The 15,258-nt window shown below is 74.4% G+C and carries 15 protein-coding genes; 4 read left to right on the forward strand and 11 right to left on the reverse strand.

What is annotated here, in order from left to right; all coding sequences use genetic code 11:
• Positions 1 to 46: 46 nt before the first annotated feature.
• Both IE271_RS05725 and IE271_RS05730 read right to left on the reverse strand, forming a co-directional pair.
• The gene (locus IE271_RS05725) at positions 47 to 1,009 is read right to left on the reverse strand and encodes an LLM class flavin-dependent oxidoreductase (protein ID WP_190189074.1); all 963 of its coding nucleotides are present in this window, start codon (positions 1,007 to 1,009) and stop codon (positions 47 to 49) included.
• Positions 1,006 to 2,319 carry an MFS transporter gene (locus tag IE271_RS05730; RefSeq protein ID WP_190189075.1) on the reverse strand — a complete coding sequence of 438 codons (1,314 nt, stop codon included), beginning with the start codon at positions 2,317 to 2,319 and terminating at the stop codon, positions 1,006 to 1,008. Before IE271_RS05730 ends, IE271_RS05725 begins: the two co-directional genes overlap by 4 nt.
• A gap of 122 nt (positions 2,320 to 2,441) precedes the next feature.
• Here IE271_RS05730 and IE271_RS05735 point away from each other — a divergent pair, with 122 nt between their 5' ends.
• Positions 2,442 to 3,029 (forward strand): TetR/AcrR family transcriptional regulator, encoded by a 588-nt coding sequence (locus IE271_RS05735; RefSeq protein ID WP_190189076.1) that lies wholly within the window; start codon positions 2,442 to 2,444, stop codon positions 3,027 to 3,029.
• Between the two features lie 112 nt (positions 3,030 to 3,141).
• On the opposite strand, the gene IE271_RS05740 is transcribed toward IE271_RS05735, so the two are convergent.
• The 4 genes from IE271_RS05740 to IE271_RS05755 all read right to left on the reverse strand — a co-directional run bounded on the left by IE271_RS05740 (position 3,142) and on the right by IE271_RS05755 (position 7,021).
• Positions 3,142 to 3,909 carry an NPP1 family protein gene (locus tag IE271_RS05740; RefSeq protein ID WP_190189316.1) on the reverse strand — a complete coding sequence of 256 codons (768 nt, stop codon included), beginning with the start codon at positions 3,907 to 3,909 and terminating at the stop codon, positions 3,142 to 3,144.
• Positions 3,910 to 4,212: 303 nt separating this feature from the next.
• A complete protein-coding gene (locus IE271_RS05745; protein ID WP_190189077.1) occupies positions 4,213 to 5,028 on the reverse strand; it encodes an SAM-dependent methyltransferase in 816 nt (271 codons plus the stop codon).
• Positions 5,029 to 5,474: 446 nt separating this feature from the next.
• The gene (locus IE271_RS05750; protein WP_190189078.1) at positions 5,475 to 6,320 is read right to left on the reverse strand and encodes an alpha/beta fold hydrolase; all 846 of its coding nucleotides are present in this window, start codon (positions 6,318 to 6,320) and stop codon (positions 5,475 to 5,477) included.
• Positions 6,321 to 6,646: 326 nt separating this feature from the next.
• On the reverse strand, positions 6,647 to 7,021 hold the full coding sequence (locus IE271_RS05755) for a VOC family protein (RefSeq protein ID WP_190189079.1): 375 nt from the start codon (positions 7,019 to 7,021) through the stop codon (positions 6,647 to 6,649).
• 442 nt (positions 7,022 to 7,463) lie between these two features.
• On the opposite strand from IE271_RS05755, the gene IE271_RS05760 reads away from it, so the two are divergent.
• The 3 genes from IE271_RS05760 to IE271_RS05770 all read left to right on the forward strand — a co-directional run bounded on the left by IE271_RS05760 (position 7,464) and on the right by IE271_RS05770 (position 11,637).
• Positions 7,464 to 7,757, forward strand: coding sequence for a hypothetical protein (locus IE271_RS05760; RefSeq protein ID WP_190189080.1), 294 nt, complete (start codon positions 7,464 to 7,466; stop codon positions 7,755 to 7,757).
• A gap of 152 nt (positions 7,758 to 7,909) precedes the next feature.
• Complete coding sequence (locus tag IE271_RS05765) at positions 7,910 to 10,057, forward strand: DUF4139 domain-containing protein (RefSeq protein WP_190189081.1); 2,148 nt, start codon at positions 7,910 to 7,912, stop codon at positions 10,055 to 10,057.
• Positions 10,058 to 10,065: 8 nt separating this feature from the next.
• A complete protein-coding gene (locus tag IE271_RS05770) occupies positions 10,066 to 11,637 on the forward strand; it encodes a mucoidy inhibitor MuiA family protein (RefSeq protein ID WP_190189082.1) in 1,572 nt (523 codons plus the stop codon).
• On the opposite strand, the gene IE271_RS05775 is transcribed toward IE271_RS05770, so the two are convergent.
• The 5 genes from IE271_RS05775 to IE271_RS05795 form a co-directional block, all read right to left on the reverse strand.
• Positions 11,624 to 11,803, reverse strand: coding sequence for a hypothetical protein (locus IE271_RS05775; protein ID WP_190189083.1), 180 nt, complete (start codon positions 11,801 to 11,803; stop codon positions 11,624 to 11,626). The two genes, IE271_RS05770 and IE271_RS05775, sit on opposite strands and share 14 nt — an antisense overlap.
• A 112-nt stretch (positions 11,804 to 11,915) precedes the next feature.
• The gene (locus tag IE271_RS05780) at positions 11,916 to 12,404 is read right to left on the reverse strand and encodes a DUF5949 family protein (RefSeq protein WP_190189084.1); all 489 of its coding nucleotides are present in this window, start codon (positions 12,402 to 12,404) and stop codon (positions 11,916 to 11,918) included.
• Between the two features lie 437 nt (positions 12,405 to 12,841).
• Entirely contained in the window at positions 12,842 to 13,030 is a 189-nt protein-coding gene (locus IE271_RS05785; protein WP_190189085.1) for a hypothetical protein, read from the reverse strand.
• A 125-nt stretch (positions 13,031 to 13,155) separates the two neighbouring features.
• A complete protein-coding gene (locus IE271_RS05790) occupies positions 13,156 to 13,317 on the reverse strand; it encodes a hypothetical protein (RefSeq protein ID WP_190189086.1) in 162 nt (53 codons plus the stop codon).
• Between the two features lie 335 nt (positions 13,318 to 13,652).
• Positions 13,653 to 15,068, reverse strand: coding sequence for an FAD-binding oxidoreductase (locus tag IE271_RS05795; RefSeq protein WP_229919151.1), 1,416 nt, complete (start codon positions 15,066 to 15,068; stop codon positions 13,653 to 13,655).
• Positions 15,069 to 15,258: the final 190 nt, after the last annotated feature.

A 15,258-nucleotide genomic window follows, 5' to 3' on the forward strand; every position in this document is an offset into this window, starting at 1 on the left:
TCTGCAGGGGAGGGGTGCCGAGGCACCGATCACCCCTCCGGGGAAGTCAGAGGACCCGGGCCAGGGCGGCGAGCGCCGATCGGTGGTCGGGGCCGACCGGCGCGAGGACGACGCCGGTGACGCCCGCTTCGAAGAGGTGCCGGATGCGGGCGCGGACCTGGTCGGGGGTGCCCGCCAGGGCCAGCCGGTCCACCCATTGCGCGGGCATCGCCTGCGCGAACTCCCGCGCGCCGCCGCTGGCGCGGCGCAGCGCGGCGAGTTCGTCGCGGAAACCGAGAGGGGCGATGTGGGGCGCCCAGTCGGGGTCGCCGAGGGCCTGCAGGGCGGGCCGGGCGGCGGTGCGGGCGGTGTGCGGGTCGTCGTGGACGACGGCGACGTTGTAGGCGGTGAGCCGGTGGGGCCGCCGCGGGGCGATGCTGCCGAGGGCCTGGCGCGCGTACTCGGGCGTGACCGGCTCGGCGAGCAGGGTGCCGTCGGCCACCTCGCCGGAGACGGCGAGCGACTTGGGGCCGCGGACGCCGGCGAGGACGTCGGGCGCGCGCGAGGGCAGCGCCGAGCGGTCCAGGCGCAGTCCGTCGAGCCGGACGTAGCGGCCGTCCACGGCGGCCGGCTCGCCCGCCAGCAGCGTCCTGAGCGTCTGGATGTACTCGCGCAGCAGCGTCAGGGGGCTGCGCGGCCAGGCGCCGACGCTGCGCATCCAGCCGGGCATCCCGTGGCCGACGGCGATGTCGACGCGGCCGGGGTGGAGCTGGGCGAGCGTGGCCGCCTCCATCGCGGTGAAGGCGACGTTGCGCGCCGCGGCGGGCAGCAGGCCGACGCCGACGCGGATCCGGCGGGTGCGGGCCAGCACGGTGGCGGCCTGCGCGAGCCCGCCGCGGTAGCCGAGGTCCTCGACGACCCACAGTTCCGCGAAGCCGTGGGCGTCCGCCTCCTGCGCGAAGGGGACGACGTCGGTCAGGGGGATGTCGCGGGGGAGGAGGACGCCGATCGTGCCGTCCGGTCGCGTCATGGCAGGTCTCCGGTCTCGGGAAGGTGCTGATCCATGTGCCTCGCGTGCTCCGCGTGTTCCGCGCGGTCCGTGCCGTCCGTGCGGGGCGGGCCCGACGGCCTTGCCCGCGGTGACCCGGCGCGCGCGGCGGCCGGGGTGCGGACGCGGGTGCCGGCGGCGGGGGCGATCAGGACGGCCGAGGCGACGAACACCAGCACCACCGTCATCGCCGAGCGCAGCCCGTAGTGGTCGCCCAGGAACCCGAGGGCGGGCGGCCCCACCAGGAAGGCGACGTAGCCGATCGTGGCCACCAGGCCGACGCGGGCGGTCCGGTCGGGCCCGGAGTCGCCCGCCGCCGACAGCGCCACCGGGAAGCCCAGGGACGCCCCGAGCCCCCAGAACAGTACGGCGGCCGCGGCCACGACGGCGTTGTCGGAGAAGACGACCAGGAGCAGTCCCGCGGCGCCGGAGACGGCGCTCGCGCGCACGACGGCGGCGCGGCCGAAGCGGTCGAGGAAGTACGAGCCGCTGAAGCGCCCCAGGGTCATCGCGGCGGCGAACCCGACATAGACGAGCGAGCCGGCCGCCGCGCCCAGTCCGTGGCCGTCGACCATGAGCAGGGGCAGCCAGTCGTTGGCGGCCCCCTCGGCGAGCGCCATGGCCAGCACGATGGCGCCGATCAGCAGGAGCCTGCGGTCCTTCCGCACCGGCGGGCCGGAGGGCCGCGCCGCGTCCCGGTCCCCGGACGCGGCACGGATCCCGGTCCCGGCGGGCACGGCGCGCAGGGCGTGGACCAGGATGCCCGCGGCGATCACCGCGACCACGGCCAGGTGCCAGGAGGCGGGGAACGCGACGGCGGTGGCCGCCATCCCGGCCAGGCCCCCGACGACCGTGCCCAGGCTGAAACAGCCGTGCAGCGTGGGCAGGACCGCGGAACCGGTGAGGCGCTCCACGTCGGCGCCGTCCACGTTGACCGCCACCTCGCCGGAGCCCATGCCCGCGCCGAACACCCACAGCCCCGCGGTGACCAGCGGCGCGGACCGCACGGCGCAGCCCACGCCGATGACGGCCATGCTCACGACGACCAGGAGGGTGCCGAGCGCGATCACGGGCCTGGTGCCGAACCGCGACACGAGGCGGCCGGAGCACAGGATGCCGCACATGGAGCCGACGGACAGGCCGAACAGGATCAGCCCCATCTGTCCGGTGGACACACCGAGCCGGTCGCGGATGTCCGGCGTGCGCGTGACCCAGGAGGACATGGCGATGCCGGGCAGGAAGAAGAACAGGAAGAGGGCGTGACGGCGGCGGCGTACGGCGCGGTCTGTCAAGGGAGGGCTCCGCTGTGGTCCGGAAGAATGGCCGCGCAGGCGACGGATGCGGGCGCCCACCCGAGTATGCACAAATGTACACACCGAGGGGGGCGCGGGAGAAGAGAAGGCGGACGACGGCGATGACTGGCAGCACCCGCGGTCCCAACGACCCCCGGCGGCGCGAGCGCATCCTCGACGCGGCGCTCGACGTCGTCGCCGAGCACGGCGCCATCAAGGTGACCTTCAGAAGGATCGCCGAGGCGGCGGGGGTGCCGCTCGGCTCGCTCACCTACTACTTCGACGACATGCAGCACCTGCTCACGGCGGCGTTCACCCGCCTGGCCGAGTCCGTCTCCTCGCGCTACGGGGCCCTGCTGGAGGCGGCCGGGACGCCCGAGGAGGCCCAGGAGGCGGTCGTCGAGATCATCTGCGGCAAGGTCTGGGGCACCGACCGCAACCTGCTGCTCAGTTACGAGCTCTACGCGTTCGCCACCCGCCACCCCGAACTGCGCGAGGTCATGCGGTCCTGGATGCGGGCCAGCCGGGAGTCGCTGGCCCGGCACTTCGACCCCTTGACGGCCCGGGCCCTGGACGCGCTGGTGGAGGGCTTCTCCATCCACAACTCCGTCGACCCCGGGCCCACCGACCGCGCGGACGTGGCGGCCGTCGTCAGGGCCGTCGTGGACCGCCGCGCCCCCGGGGACGGCGGGAGCGCCGGGACCGGATGAGGCGGAACGGCGCGGAACGGAACGGGCCGGGGGACGTCGCGTCCCCCGGCCCGCGCGTGCGGACGGCCGGGCGGTGCCCGTACGTACGGTCAGGCAGTGCCCGCGCGTACGGTCAGGCGTTGGGGTCGAAGGTGATGCCGGACGGCTTGGCCTTCGCCAGGTGGGAGGCGAAACTGGCGTCCTTCAGACCGAAGTTGGCGCTGCCGAAGTCGGCCTGGACCAGCTTGTCGCGCAGTCCCGCGGGATAGCCGTTCCAGCCGACCAGGGCGGGGTACTGCCAGGTGCCCTTGTGGTTCTCCGGCGGTTCGTCGTTCGTGTTAGCGGGCCGGAAGCAGTGCGTGCTGATCCCGTCCTTGTGGTACACGATCTTGGGGTGCGTGCCGTCCCACCGGATCTGGTCGCGGCCGTAGGTGCTGAAGTCGCCGTGCGCCGAGGTGGAGACGTACTGGGCCTGGTCGTTCTGCACCCACACCACGATGTGCTCCCAGTCGTGCCGGTGCCCGCCGAGCGACGTGCCCGCCAGGGCCTGGTCCTTCTCGAAGTAGAGGCCGTAGACGATCGCGCACCAGCCGTTGTTGCACTTGGAACGCGAGTAGCTGTTGGTGTTGTCCAGGTCGGAGGCGTCACGGCAGTTGCCGTTGAGGGCGCCGGTCGGGTTGAGACCGGGGTTCAGCGTGCCGTCGGGGCCGATCGCGGGCGTGGAGTAGCAGCCGTCCGTGTCGTAGTCGAGGGCCGGCTGGAACGTCCGGTCCATGCTGTCCGCGTTGGCGGGCAGGGCGCCGGGCGGCGCGGCGAACGCGATGCCGGGGACGGCCACCACCAGTGCGACGGCGCTGCCGAGGATGAGCGAAGCCTTGCGGATCCGCGAGCCTGTCTTCAATGCGTCCTCCTGGTCGACCGGGGTGGGGGGTGCGGAGCTCATTGACATGGCCGGATCATCCTCGCCGAACTCCGTTGACATGCCGAGAGTCCGGAGGTTGCGAAGTGATGAAGGTGCAGCCAATACACGGGAGGGGCGGACTGCGCTCTCTGTCCGGTCAGCGAGGTCACAACTGCCGTGTGCGGCAGTCGTATTGACGGGAAGTGGACGAAAACCCCGGTCGGGCGGTGTCGACACCGCCCGACCGGGACGGGACGGCGGAGGCCGGAGGTCAGAGGCGCGGGCGCCCGGGCCCGGAGCGGGTCAGGGCTTGCGGCCGACGCCGCCGTGCTGGCCGATCGGCGTGGGAGCGGCGGAGCCGTCCTCCGGCCGCCACAGCGGCACCGAGACGACCCCGGGCTCCACGAGCTCCAGCCCCTCGAAGAACGCCTCGATCTTGTCCACGGGCCGCAGGAAGTACGGGACCGCGCCGGTCTCGTTGTAGCCGTCCTGCGCCTGCTCGTAGTCCGGGTCGGTACCGCGCGACCCGTCGTTGACGCACAGGTGACTGCCGGACGGCAGGCCGGCCATCAGCTCGCGCACGATGCGGCGGGCCTGCTCGTAGTCCGCGACGTGGCCGAGGATGCCGCTGAGGATGAGCGCGGTCGGCTGCGCGAGGTCCAGCGTCTCGGCGGCGGCCGCCAGGATGCGCTCGGGTTCGTACAGGTTGGCTTCCACGTAGTCGGTCGCGCCCTCCGGGGAGGAGGTGAGCAGGACGCGCGCGTGCACGAGGATCAGCGGGTCGTTGTCGACGTAGACGACCCGGGACTCCGGCGCGAGGCGCTGGGCCACCTCGTGGGTGTTGTCCACGGTGGGCAGGCCGGTGCCGACGTCCAGGAACTGCCGGATGCCCGCCTCCTCGACCAGGTACCGGATGCTGCGTCCGAGGAAGGCGCGGCTGCTGCGCGCGATGGTGACGATGCCGGGGAAGACGGCGGTGTAGGCGTCGCCGGCCTCCTCGTCCACGGGGTAGTTGTCCTTGCCGCCCAGCCAGTAGTTCCAGATGCGGGCCGAGTGCGGTACCGATATGTCGATATTCGGCCGCACCGCGGGGCCGGAAGGGCTCTCGTGGTCGGTCATGGGCACCGTCTTCTCCTCCGGGGCGTGCTCCGGCACGCGTGGCGAGCGGTCCAACGCCCAGGACACACAAGCCACTTCGTGCCCGGGCGTACGTCGCCGTCACGATACCCCGCACCCTCCTGGCCCGGGCGCTCCTCCGGACAAGCGAAGCGCGGCCGTCGCCGAGGGTTCCGTGGTGATCACGCTCGGCGACACGAGGGGGCTCTCCGGCCGGCCGTGCGCCCGCCCGCTGTCCCCGGGGGCCCCGCCCGGGCGGCGCGAATCCGGCCGACGACCTCCCGGCCGCGGTCGGAAGGTCGTCCGTCGAGGCCCGGCGACGGACGGTCCGGACCATACGCAGGGCGCAGCGCAGGGCGCAGGGTGGTGCTCTGCGTGAGGGCGAGGCCGAGCGGACGCGCGAGGACGGCGCTCGGTACCGCCCGCCGAGGGCGCGAACCGCCCACTGCTCACGCGACGAGGGCCGCGGCGAGTTCGTGCGGCCGGGCGGCGAACGGACTGTGGCCGCCGGGGAGGGTGCGCACGGTGAACGGGTTGTCGGGGAAGGCCCGGTCGGCTTCCGCGATCATCAGATCCTGCGCGGCCGGGGCCAGCGCGCGGTCCTCGGCGCAGCGCAGGAAGGTCCGGGGGATCCGCCCCCACCGTGCCGCGGTCGGGGTGACCGGGGTCGCCGGGACGGACAGTGGCAGATCGGGGCTCAACGCGGAGCGCCAGCGGTCGAAGCGGTCCGGGGGCGTGTCGTGATAGTGGGTCTGCCGTAGCTCCTCGACGTAGGCGGGGTCAGGTGAGAGCGGGTTGATGCGCACGGCGCCCAGCGCGGCGGGATCGCCGAGGTGGAGGCCCTGCCCGAGTGCGGTGGCGTTCTCGGGCGTGCCGAGGTAGTCGAAGAACCGTGGACGCCCGCCGGGGACGAAGGCCGACAAGTAGACGAGCCTGTCGACGAGTTCGGGTGCCCGTTCCGCGGCCAGGGACGCGGGACCGCCGCCCGCGCTGTGCGCGACGAGCACGACAGTGGGGAAGCGGCGCACCTGACGCAGTGTGTCCAGCACCGCGTCGGCGCAGCCGTCCATCGTCACAGTGGCGAGCTGCGACTTCTCGGTCGGCAGACCGGGCTGGCCGGGCAGGAGGTACCCGGTGGGCAGGGGAGCGTCGAAGCCGTGCCCGGGCAGGTCGACGGCCACGCCGGCGGCACCGAGTCCGGCGAGCGCGCGCTGTGTCGGCGCCCACTGAGCGGAGCTGTGCCACGCTCCGTGCACGAAGACGAAAACGGTGCCGGTCAAAGGTGTTTCTGTCATGCCTCCATCCCAGACCGCGACGGCCGCCTCGGCCAGCGAAAGACCTGACAAGAAGGGTTTTGATACTTCCGGGATATTGCGGGAGGGGGCGGGTATGTCCTGGGAGCGGGACGCCTGTGGCGCGCGGACGCTCACGAGGACGGTGGGTCCGGCGCGGACGGGGGCGGGGAGAAAGAGTAACCCTAAAGTTGAGCTTTAGGTTCGGTGTCGATCGGTGCGGGGTCCCTCCGGCGCGTGTGACGTCGACCGGTCCCGGACGGACGGAGAAGCGCGGCCCCCCGGTCGGGCACCGCCTTTCCGGCGTGTGCCCGACCGGGGCCGTCCGATCACAGGTACGGGCGGGTGATCAGTTCGATCGCGTGGCCGGCGGGGTCCTTGAAGTACACCCCGCGGCCGCCGTGCTCGGTGTTGGTCTCGCCCGGGCGCCGCATCTGCGGATCGGCCCAGTGCTCGACGCCGCGGTCGCGCAGCCGCCGGTACGCCCGGTCGAACAGGTCGTCGTCGACCAGGAACGCGTAGTGCTGCATCTGGATCTCCACCGGCGGCTCGGCGAACTGGAGCAGCACGCCGTCCGCGAGCCGGACGTTGGTGAAGACGCCCCAGGACGGCGCTTCCGGCAGTTCCAGCAGGTCACGGAAGAAACGGGCCGACTCGTCGCGGTCCACGGCGGCGATGATGGTGTGATTGAACGTGGCTGTCATTCGACTGATCTCACTGTCGTTCGGCACGGAAGCGGACTCGTGTGGTGCACGAGCACGGGGAGGTCCGCGTGCCGAACCAAGCGGGTGCCTTCTGCGCACCCTCTGTGCGATCAGCTCTCCACCGGGGAGCCGATCCGTGTGTGGCGTGGCGCCGGTCCGGTGTTCACGTCGGGCGATCGTAGTGGACCCGGCCCGCCACGACAACGGCTGTCCCACGGGCCGTGGTTGACGACGGACGCGACGGACCGGTCCGGCCACCGGCCGGTGGCCGGACCGGCCACCGGTCGGTGACCGGGTGTCCGGCGGTCGGGCCGTGTCCACGCAGCCCGTCGGAGGGCGGCGCGCAGTGCCCTGGCCGGGCCGGGCGCGGCCGTCCGCGGTGCTTTCCCGGGTTCTGCGCATTGCCCGGTGAGAGCGGCGGCGCCGGGGGTACACGGGCGGCATGGCAGCGAAGAACGAGCGATCCAAACTCCTGCGGGCCGTGCGGCAGTTGCGCCGGGTCCGGGCCTTCTACGCGGCGGGCGCCGTGCTGTGGGCGGCCCTGGCCGCCTGGGTGGGCTGGGAGCGTCCCGGCAGCCGGCAGATGTGGGTGTCGGTGCTCCTTCTGGTCGTCTTCACCGGCCTGCTGTCCGTGGCGTCCGTGTGGCTGTCGCGTCTCCGGGCGGCCGGCGCGGACAGGCCCGCGCACCACGCCCTCCCGCGCAGGACGGCCCTGCGCCGCCACGCGAACGCCTGACCGCACCGTCCGTCCCCCGACCCGGTCCACCGGTACCGGCGACACCTCGTGACCGCGCGGTCCGGTGACGCCGCGTCGGGGGCCGGCCGGATCGTGCGCGAACGGTTCTGGCGTAGGCTGCGCTGGGCACGGACGGGGCGGGGGCGGAGCACATGCGGACCGAGAGAGACCAGAGCTGCTGGGCGTCGGCCCTCGACGCGGTCGTGGTGTACGCGCAGGGCGCGCTCTGCAGCCGCCTGGCCCGGGGCACCGTGCCGCCGGACGGCCGGGTGCGCGTACCGGGACTGCCCCGCTCGCTGGACCCCGGTTCGCTGCGGGCCCGGGTCGTGCGCGGCTCCGGAGTGCGCGTCACCGAGGTCCGGGCGGAGGTGGACGCCGAGCCGCTGGGCGCCGACGAGCGCGACGGACTGCGGCGCGAAGGGGAGCGGCTGGACGACCTGTGGGCGGCGGCGGACGGCCGGCGCGGCCGGCAGCTCGCCCTGATCGAGGAGATCACGGCTCTGCACCCGGTCCCGCCGGCCCGCAAGCGCGAGGACCCGCACCGCCGCACCCCGGTCGACGCGTGGCTGGAACTCGCCGACTTCGTCGACGAGCGGCTGGCCGCACTGCACGCACGCCTCGCCGAGACGGAGGAGGAACTGCGCCGCATCGAGCACGAACGCGACGTCGTGGAGGACGGACTGGCCCGCGCCTCCACCGACGCACCGTCGGCGCACGTGCAGACGACGGTCTCCGCGGTCCTCACCCTCGACGGCAGCGGCGACGCGGAGCTGGAACTCGAGTACGGGGTGCCGGGCGCCGTCTGGGTGCCCGCCTACCGCCTCACCCACCGCCAGGGCGACGACGGCGGCCGTCTGGTGCTGCGCGCCTCGGTCGCCCAGCGCACCGGGGAGGACTGGAGCGGCGTGCGCGTCGCCCTGGCCACCGCCGATCTGCGGCGCCGCACCGACCTGCCGAAGCTGCGCTCGATGCGGATCGGGCGCCGGCAGCCCGCGCCCGCGCCGTCCGGCTGGCGGGAGCCCCCGGCGGGGCTCGCCGACCTGTTCGCCGGATACGACGCGGCAGGTCCTCACCGCGCCCCGGCCGCAGGGGCCATGGCCGGCGGGACCGGCCGTGCCTTCTCGGCCGTCGCCGGCGCCCCCGCAGCCGGCCCCGTCCCGCCGCCTCCGCCGGCACCGCAGGGCTACGGCGGACCGCCCCCGGTGCTCGGTGCGCCCGGCGGCGCGGAGGGTGCCTTCCCGGCGGGCTTCGGCGGCGGTACGCCCGGCACGGCGCCGCCGGCCCCGGCGCGGCCAGGAGGTGCGCCTCCCCGTACCGGCGCCGGGGCTCGTACCGGCAGATCCCTCGCGGCCCCCGCCGCCAAGGCGCCCGCGGCTCCGGCAGGAGCCGTGCCGCCGCCTCCGCAGTCGGCGGCCGGTCCCTGGGCACCGGCACCGGAACCGGCTGCGGTGGCCGGTCCGCCGCAGCCGAGCGGCGCCGAGCTCGACTACGCCGCCCTCGTCCTGAGCGGCCCCGGCGAGGAGGGCGGCCGCAGGGGACGGCTGTTCCCCGAGGCCCCCTTCGACCCGGTGGCGACCGAGTACCGCCGCCGCGCCGAGGCGGTGGCCGCGCTGCCCCTGCCCGCGCACGCCGTGCGCCCCCGTGAGTCGGCGGGCTCCTTCGACCACCGCTTCGACGCCGCCGCCCGCGCCGACATCCCGTCGGACGGCACCTGGCACACCGTCACCGTCGCCGAGGTCCCGGTCGGGCTGCGCACCGAGTACCTGTGCGTGCCGTCCGTGGAGCAGACCGTGTACGCGACGCTGGTGCTCTCCAACGCCACCGACCAGGCGCTGCTGGCCGGACCGGTCGAGGTCACCGTCGACGACGACTTCCTGCTGTCCACCGCACTGCCCACGCTCGCCCCCGGCGGCGAGAGCCGGGTGGGACTCGGGCCGGCCGAGAGCATCCGGGTCACCCGCCGCACGAACCTGCGCGAGTCGACCGCGGGGCTGCGCAACAACATCACCGTGCTCGACCACCGCGTCCACGTGGAGCTGGCCAACGGCCTCGCCAGACCCGTCACCGTCGAGGTCCGCGAACAGGTGCCGGTCACCTCCGAACCGGACGTCCGCATCGAGGAGCGGGCCGACTGGCGGGCACCGGAGCAGGACCACGACGCGGGAGCCGAACAGCACGCACCGGGCACCCGACTCTGGCGGGTGGATCTCCCCGCCGGCGGCACCGCCGGCCTCCACGGCGGCTACGAGATCCGCATACCGGCCGGCAAGGCCCTGGTCGGCGGCGACCGCAGGAGCTGACACACACCATGCCCACGGACCCGAGGACGGCCCCCGAGCCGATCCCCCTCCCCGTCACCGCCGTCACCTGCCTGGAGGACCGCGCCCACGTCGAGCGCTCCGCCGAACTCGACCTGCGGGCCGGCGTCCAGCGGCTGCGCCTCGGCCCGGTCAGCGCGCTGGCCGTCGACCGCACCCTCCACGCCGAACTGACCGCCGACCACCCGGCGGCCGTGCTGGACGCGCGGATCGTCCGCAGCTGGACGCCGCGCGGGCCGCTGCCGTCCGCCGACGACTCCGCCCTGCGCCTGCGCGTGCACACCCTCGAAGAGGAGCGGCTCGTGCTGGAGCGGCGGCGCGACCGGCTGCGGGTCCGCCTCGACCTGCTCGGCCGGCTGGCCGCCGATCTGCTCCGGGAGATCGGCGAGGGCGCCGGCTCCGGGGAGGGCGACCGTGTGCGCTGGACCCGCGAACTGGACCGGGTGGACGGGGAGCGCGACACCCACGGCGAGCGACTGCGCGACGCGGAAGCCCGGTCGGCAGCCCTCGACGCCGAGCTGGGTGAGGCGCGGCGGGCCCTCGGACTCGCCGAGGAGGAGACCGCCGAACTGGTCGGCCACATCGAGCTGACCGTGGAGAGCGAGGTCGCCGGACGGGCCGGACTGCGCCTGGGCCACCTCACACCGTGTGCGCTGTGGCGACCCGCCTACCGGGCCGTGCTCGACGGGGACCGTCTGAGGCTGGAGACCGACGCGATGGTCTGGCAGCGCACCGGCGAGGACTGGTCGGACGTACGGCTGACGCTGTCGACGGCCCGGTCGGCGCTGGCCACCGACCCGCCGCGGCTCGGGGAGGACCGGCTGACGCTCAGGGAACGCTCCGCCGCCGAGCGCCGCACGGTCGACGTCGAGCTGCGCGAGCAGGAGATCGGGGACCTCGGCCCGGCCCCGGTGCTGGGTCTGCCGGGCGTGGACGACGGTGGCGAGACGCGGGTGCTGACCTCTCCCGCGACCGTCTCCGTACCCGCGGACGGCCGTGCCCACCGTGTGCCACTGTCCACCTTCGGTACGGCCGCGACCAGCGAGTACGCCTGCTCGCCCGAGCTGTCCCCGCTGGTCACCAGAACGGTGCGGTTCGACAACCTGTCCGGCCACGCGCTGCTCGCCGGGCCGGTGGACCTGGTGCGCGGCAGCGGCTTCGTCGGCCGGGGCACACTGGACTTCACCGCCCCCGGCGCCCCGGTCGAACTCGCCTTCGGCAGCTGCGACGACCACCGGGTCGTCCGGCAGACCGAGGAGTCCCGCGACTCCGCGGCGATCAGCCACCGGACCACGATCACCCGTACGGTCCGGCTGCACCTGTCCCGCTTCTCCGCCCCCGGTGAGCAGGACGAACGGGTCGTCGTCCTGCGGGAGCGCATCCCGGTCTCCGAGGTCTCGGCGGTGGAGGCGCGGCTGCGCGAGAACGCCTGCTCCCCGGTGCCCGACGCGGTCGACTCCGAAGGAATCGCCCGTTGGGACGTCGCCCTACCGCCCGGCGGCCGCCGCACGGTCACCCTTGTCTACGAACTGTCGGCGAGCGCCGCGGTCACCGGACTCTGACACCGGCGGTCCGCCGCACGCCCGCGTCGAACGTGCTGCCGGTCGCCGGGGCCGTCCGGGCCGGGGCGAGGCCGATGTCGAGCGACGACGACCGGGCGAGGAGGGCGACGTGGGGCAGCGGGGTCCGGACCGACTCGGCGGGCGCACCGTTCGGCTCGGGCCGCATCGGTGCGTGCCCCGCCGCCGGGCGGAGCCGGTCGTTCCCTTCACGAACCGGCTGCGCCCCGCGGCGGGCGGGGCCGCGGCCTCGGGAGCCCGGTCGGCGGGGGCCGGCCCGTTCAGCTGCGCAGGCCGCGGGCCGGGAGGATGATCCGCGCCGAAGCCTCCAGCGTGGCCTGGTCGTTGGCGAAGGCGGCCAGGGCCTCGTAGTCGCCCGGGTCGCCCCCGAGCCATGGGCGCGTGGTGCAGACGAGGCAGGCGACCCCCTGCTTCTCGGCAGCGGCCAGCCATCCCTCCGGCGGGATGAACGGTGCCTTGATGTGCGGCAGGGTGAGGACGGCGGAGCCGGGCACGACGAGCAGGCTGATCGGCAGGTCCGGTCGGCGGGTGGCGTCGACGCTGTCGCCGCCCACGGCCAGCCCGGCGTCGCGCAGGAGGTGCTCGACGGTCGCCGTCGAGGGGTTCGTGCCGTCCTCGTCGTCCCCGACAGCACAGAGGAGGAGGTAGGGCACGTCACCCCCGTTGCTGGGGCGGATCCAGGAGAGCAGGACGAGCCTGCCGAGATCGGTGGTGTGCAGGGACGTCGTCTCGCTTGAGGTTGTGGTCACCACGGGAACCTATCGACGCGTCCGGTCCCTCCGGCCCCGCTGTCACCCGATCGGCCGATGGCCCCGCGGCCGGGCCACACGAACGAGGGAGGAGGGGGCGCCGCCGGCCGGGCGAGGAGAGGCGCCGCGGACCGGGCGAGGAGCGGCGCCGCGTTCCTCGGTACGACCGGGCCTGTACCGGGACGCGGCCGTGCGGGCCCGCACGGCCGGCGTGCGGGCGGACGCCGACGGGTCCGGGCGCAGGCCGCGCCGGAGCCGGCACACCGGGTCGGACTCACCCTCCGCGAGTCCGTCAGGTCCGGCGAACCCACCGTCCGACGGACGCGTGCACGCCGAAGCAGCAACAACGTGTTCCACAACGGCTGTCCGGATCCGGACCGGCACGGAGCGGTCGTGCCCGGGACGCGGGTGCGGCACGGGGACGAACCGTGGGGCGGTCAGAAGCCGCTGAGCCATCCGGAGACGTTGTTGACGCCGCCGTTGATGGCGGGGGCGATGCCCGTGGTGGCGAGGGCGAAGCCGAACAACGCGGCGGCCAGGGCGGGCCAGAATCGCAGGTGTCCGGTGCGGAACAGGACGAACACGATGATTCCGGTGAGGAGGGCCAGGGAAATGGTGAGTGTCACGGCGAGGAATTCCTTCCGGAAGTCTGTCCGGCCGGGCCCCACGCCCGGCCCGGCCGATGAGGGGGTGAGGGAGAGAGGACCGGCTCCTGAGAAGCTGTGTCACGTCTTTTCCGCGGACCACCGCGCTACGAGACGAGGCGGTACGCCCCGTGCGTACCGCCGGTGCCGTGGAGGCAGGGGCGGACGCGGTCGCGGGCGCCGCGGACCGGAGCGGGTGCGGCACGGCCGGGGCCTCTGAGGTCGTCCCAGGTGCCCGAAGCGGTGGCGGGCGCGGCGGAGACGGGCATGGCGCACTCCTTGCTTTGCGCACTCCTTGCTTTCCGGACTGTTCACCGAGGCCGAACACGGCAGAGCCGAGCTGCCGTGCGGTAGTAACAATCTAGGCGGGCGCGCCCCGCGGGAGCCAGTGAGCGGAGCGCCACGGCTCAAGCGCGTCGGCGTCGTCGCCGGGATCCGGCCGACACGGCGCCTTCTTCGGACGAGTCTCCCTTCTCCCCTGTGGGACCTGCACCGTGTGTATCGTCCCTGCTTCCCACCGGCCCCGGATCTCACGGTCGGGGAGCCGGCAATCCGTCCAAAAGCGTGCGCCGCGAGCGGGGGGATCCGCCACTCGGTCGCCCGCTCACGGCCTGCGCGCGGCCGGTGCGAACACGCCCTCCGGGTCGTACGCGGCGCGGATCCGTTCGAGACGCTCCTCGTGGGAGCCGAAGATCGCGCCCCGCCCGTCGGCGGCGTCCTCGCCGAGCCCGGCGAAGTTGATGTACATCCCGCCGCTCGCGAACGGTTTCAGCGCGTCCCACGCCGAGCGCGCCCACCCTATCGCCGCCTCGTCCAGCGCCGGGTCCTGCCAGCCCGCGTCGAAGCTCACGTTGTAGCGCGCGGACCGGTGCGCGAACGCGCTCTCGTCGGCGCCGACGCGCGCCACGGCCCCGCCCAGCGTCCGGACGACGATCAGGCTCTCCGGAGTCGGCCGCCGGGCGTCCCACTCGACCAGCACCCTGATGGCGTCGTCGCTCAGCTCGTCCATGAAGAGCGACTTCATGAAGTAGCGGTCCCCGTCGGGGAACAGCATGTCGTGCGCGCTCTGCACGGTGGTGTACGGGACGGTGCCGCTCATGTCGACGAGCGGCGGGCCGAACTGCCGCTGCGGCGTCAGGGCGGCGGTGGCGCCGGCGCCCGGCGGACCCGCGTACACGGCGACCGTGATCACGACGTTCGCCCCGTGCAGGTCCCGCGGGAGAGCGGGATCGGCCGGGACGCTCCAGAGGGCGAGTTCCGGTGTGACCGTGTCCGGCGTGCTGTCCGTGGCGTCGCGCCACGCCCGCAGGACGGCCTCGGCCCGTTCGTACGGGTGGAGGAGCTGCACCGCGGCCACGTCGGGGCCGAGCGGGTGGAGACCGAACTCGAAGGACGTGACCACCCCGATGCCGCGGCCGCCGCCGCGCGCGGCCCAGAACAGGTCGGACTCCTGGTCCCGGCTCGCCGTGCGCACCACACCGTCGGCGGTGACGATCTGGACCGAGCGCAGGGAGTCGCAGCTGAGGCCGTACGCCCGCATCACCAGCCCGAGGCCGCCGCCGAGCGTCAGCCCCGCGATGCCGGTGACCGAGATCTCCCCGCCCGGTGCGACCAGCCCGTGCACCTGGGTCTCGCGGTCGAGTTCGCCCCAGGTCACCCCCGCCTGCGCCCGCGCCGTGCGGGCGGCGGGGTCGACGTGCACACCCTTCGTCCGCGACAGGTCGATCACCAGCCCCTCGTCGCACACGGCGCTGCCGGCCACCTGGTGCCCACCGCCGCGGATGCTGACGAGCGGGCGGTGCGTGCGGGCGGCGCGTACCGCCTCGACGACGTCCGCAGTGCCGGAGCAGCGGGCGATGAGCGCGGGGCGGCGGTCGATCAGGCCGTTCCACACGGCGCGGGCCTCGTCGTAGCCGGGATGGCCGCGGCCGATCACCTCGCCCCGGAGCGAGGAGCCGAGCTGCTCGGCGAGTGCCCGCTCCGCGGCGGTTGTCGACGTGGTCCCCTGCTCGTCCGGCATCGACGTCACCTCTCTCGGTGCGCGCGGCTGGCCGCCGCTGTCCGTTCCCGCCCGCGCCAGGCCGGAACCTTTCGCGGCCGGCGCCGTCGGACCCGCGCTGCCGGTTCCGTCCCCCGGAGATGCCTGGCCCGTCCAGCCGTGCCACCTGGCCCGTGCGACCGTGCCACCTGGCGCGTCCCACCGCCGGCCC

The sequence above is a fragment of the Streptomyces minutiscleroticus genome, assembly GCF_014650875.1.
Classification (GTDB): domain Bacteria; phylum Actinomycetota; class Actinomycetes; order Streptomycetales; family Streptomycetaceae; genus Streptomyces; species Streptomyces minutiscleroticus.

Excerpts from the sequence above, each read along its gene's own strand:
- IE271_RS05760 (WP_190189080.1), top strand. The coding sequence starts at position 7,464 with ATGGCAGCGAAGAACGAGCGATCCAAACTCCTGCGGGCCGTGCGGCAG.
- IE271_RS05745 (WP_190189077.1), bottom strand. The coding sequence starts at position 5,028 with ATGACCGACCACGAGAGCCCTTCCGGCCCCGCGGTGCGGCCGAATATC.
- IE271_RS05750 (WP_190189078.1), bottom strand. The coding sequence starts at position 6,320 with ATGACAGAAACACCTTTGACCGGCACCGTTTTCGTCTTCGTGCACGGA.
- IE271_RS05770 (WP_190189082.1), top strand. The coding sequence starts at position 10,066 with ATGCCCACGGACCCGAGGACGGCCCCCGAGCCGATCCCCCTCCCCGTC.
- IE271_RS05775 (WP_190189083.1), bottom strand. The coding sequence starts at position 11,803 with ATGCGGCCCGAGCCGAACGGTGCGCCCGCCGAGTCGGTCCGGACCCCG.
- IE271_RS05725 (WP_190189074.1), bottom strand. The coding sequence starts at position 1,009 with ATGACGCGACCGGACGGCACGATCGGCGTCCTCCTCCCCCGCGACATC.
- IE271_RS05765 (WP_190189081.1), top strand. The coding sequence starts at position 7,910 with ATGCGGACCGAGAGAGACCAGAGCTGCTGGGCGTCGGCCCTCGACGCG.
- IE271_RS05755 (WP_190189079.1), bottom strand. The coding sequence starts at position 7,021 with ATGACAGCCACGTTCAATCACACCATCATCGCCGCCGTGGACCGCGAC.
- IE271_RS05790 (WP_190189086.1), bottom strand. The coding sequence starts at position 13,317 with ATGCCCGTCTCCGCCGCGCCCGCCACCGCTTCGGGCACCTGGGACGAC.
- IE271_RS05795 (WP_229919151.1), bottom strand. The coding sequence starts at position 15,068 with ATGCCGGACGAGCAGGGGACCACGTCGACAACCGCCGCGGAGCGGGCA.
- IE271_RS05735 (WP_190189076.1), top strand. The coding sequence starts at position 2,442 with ATGACTGGCAGCACCCGCGGTCCCAACGACCCCCGGCGGCGCGAGCGC.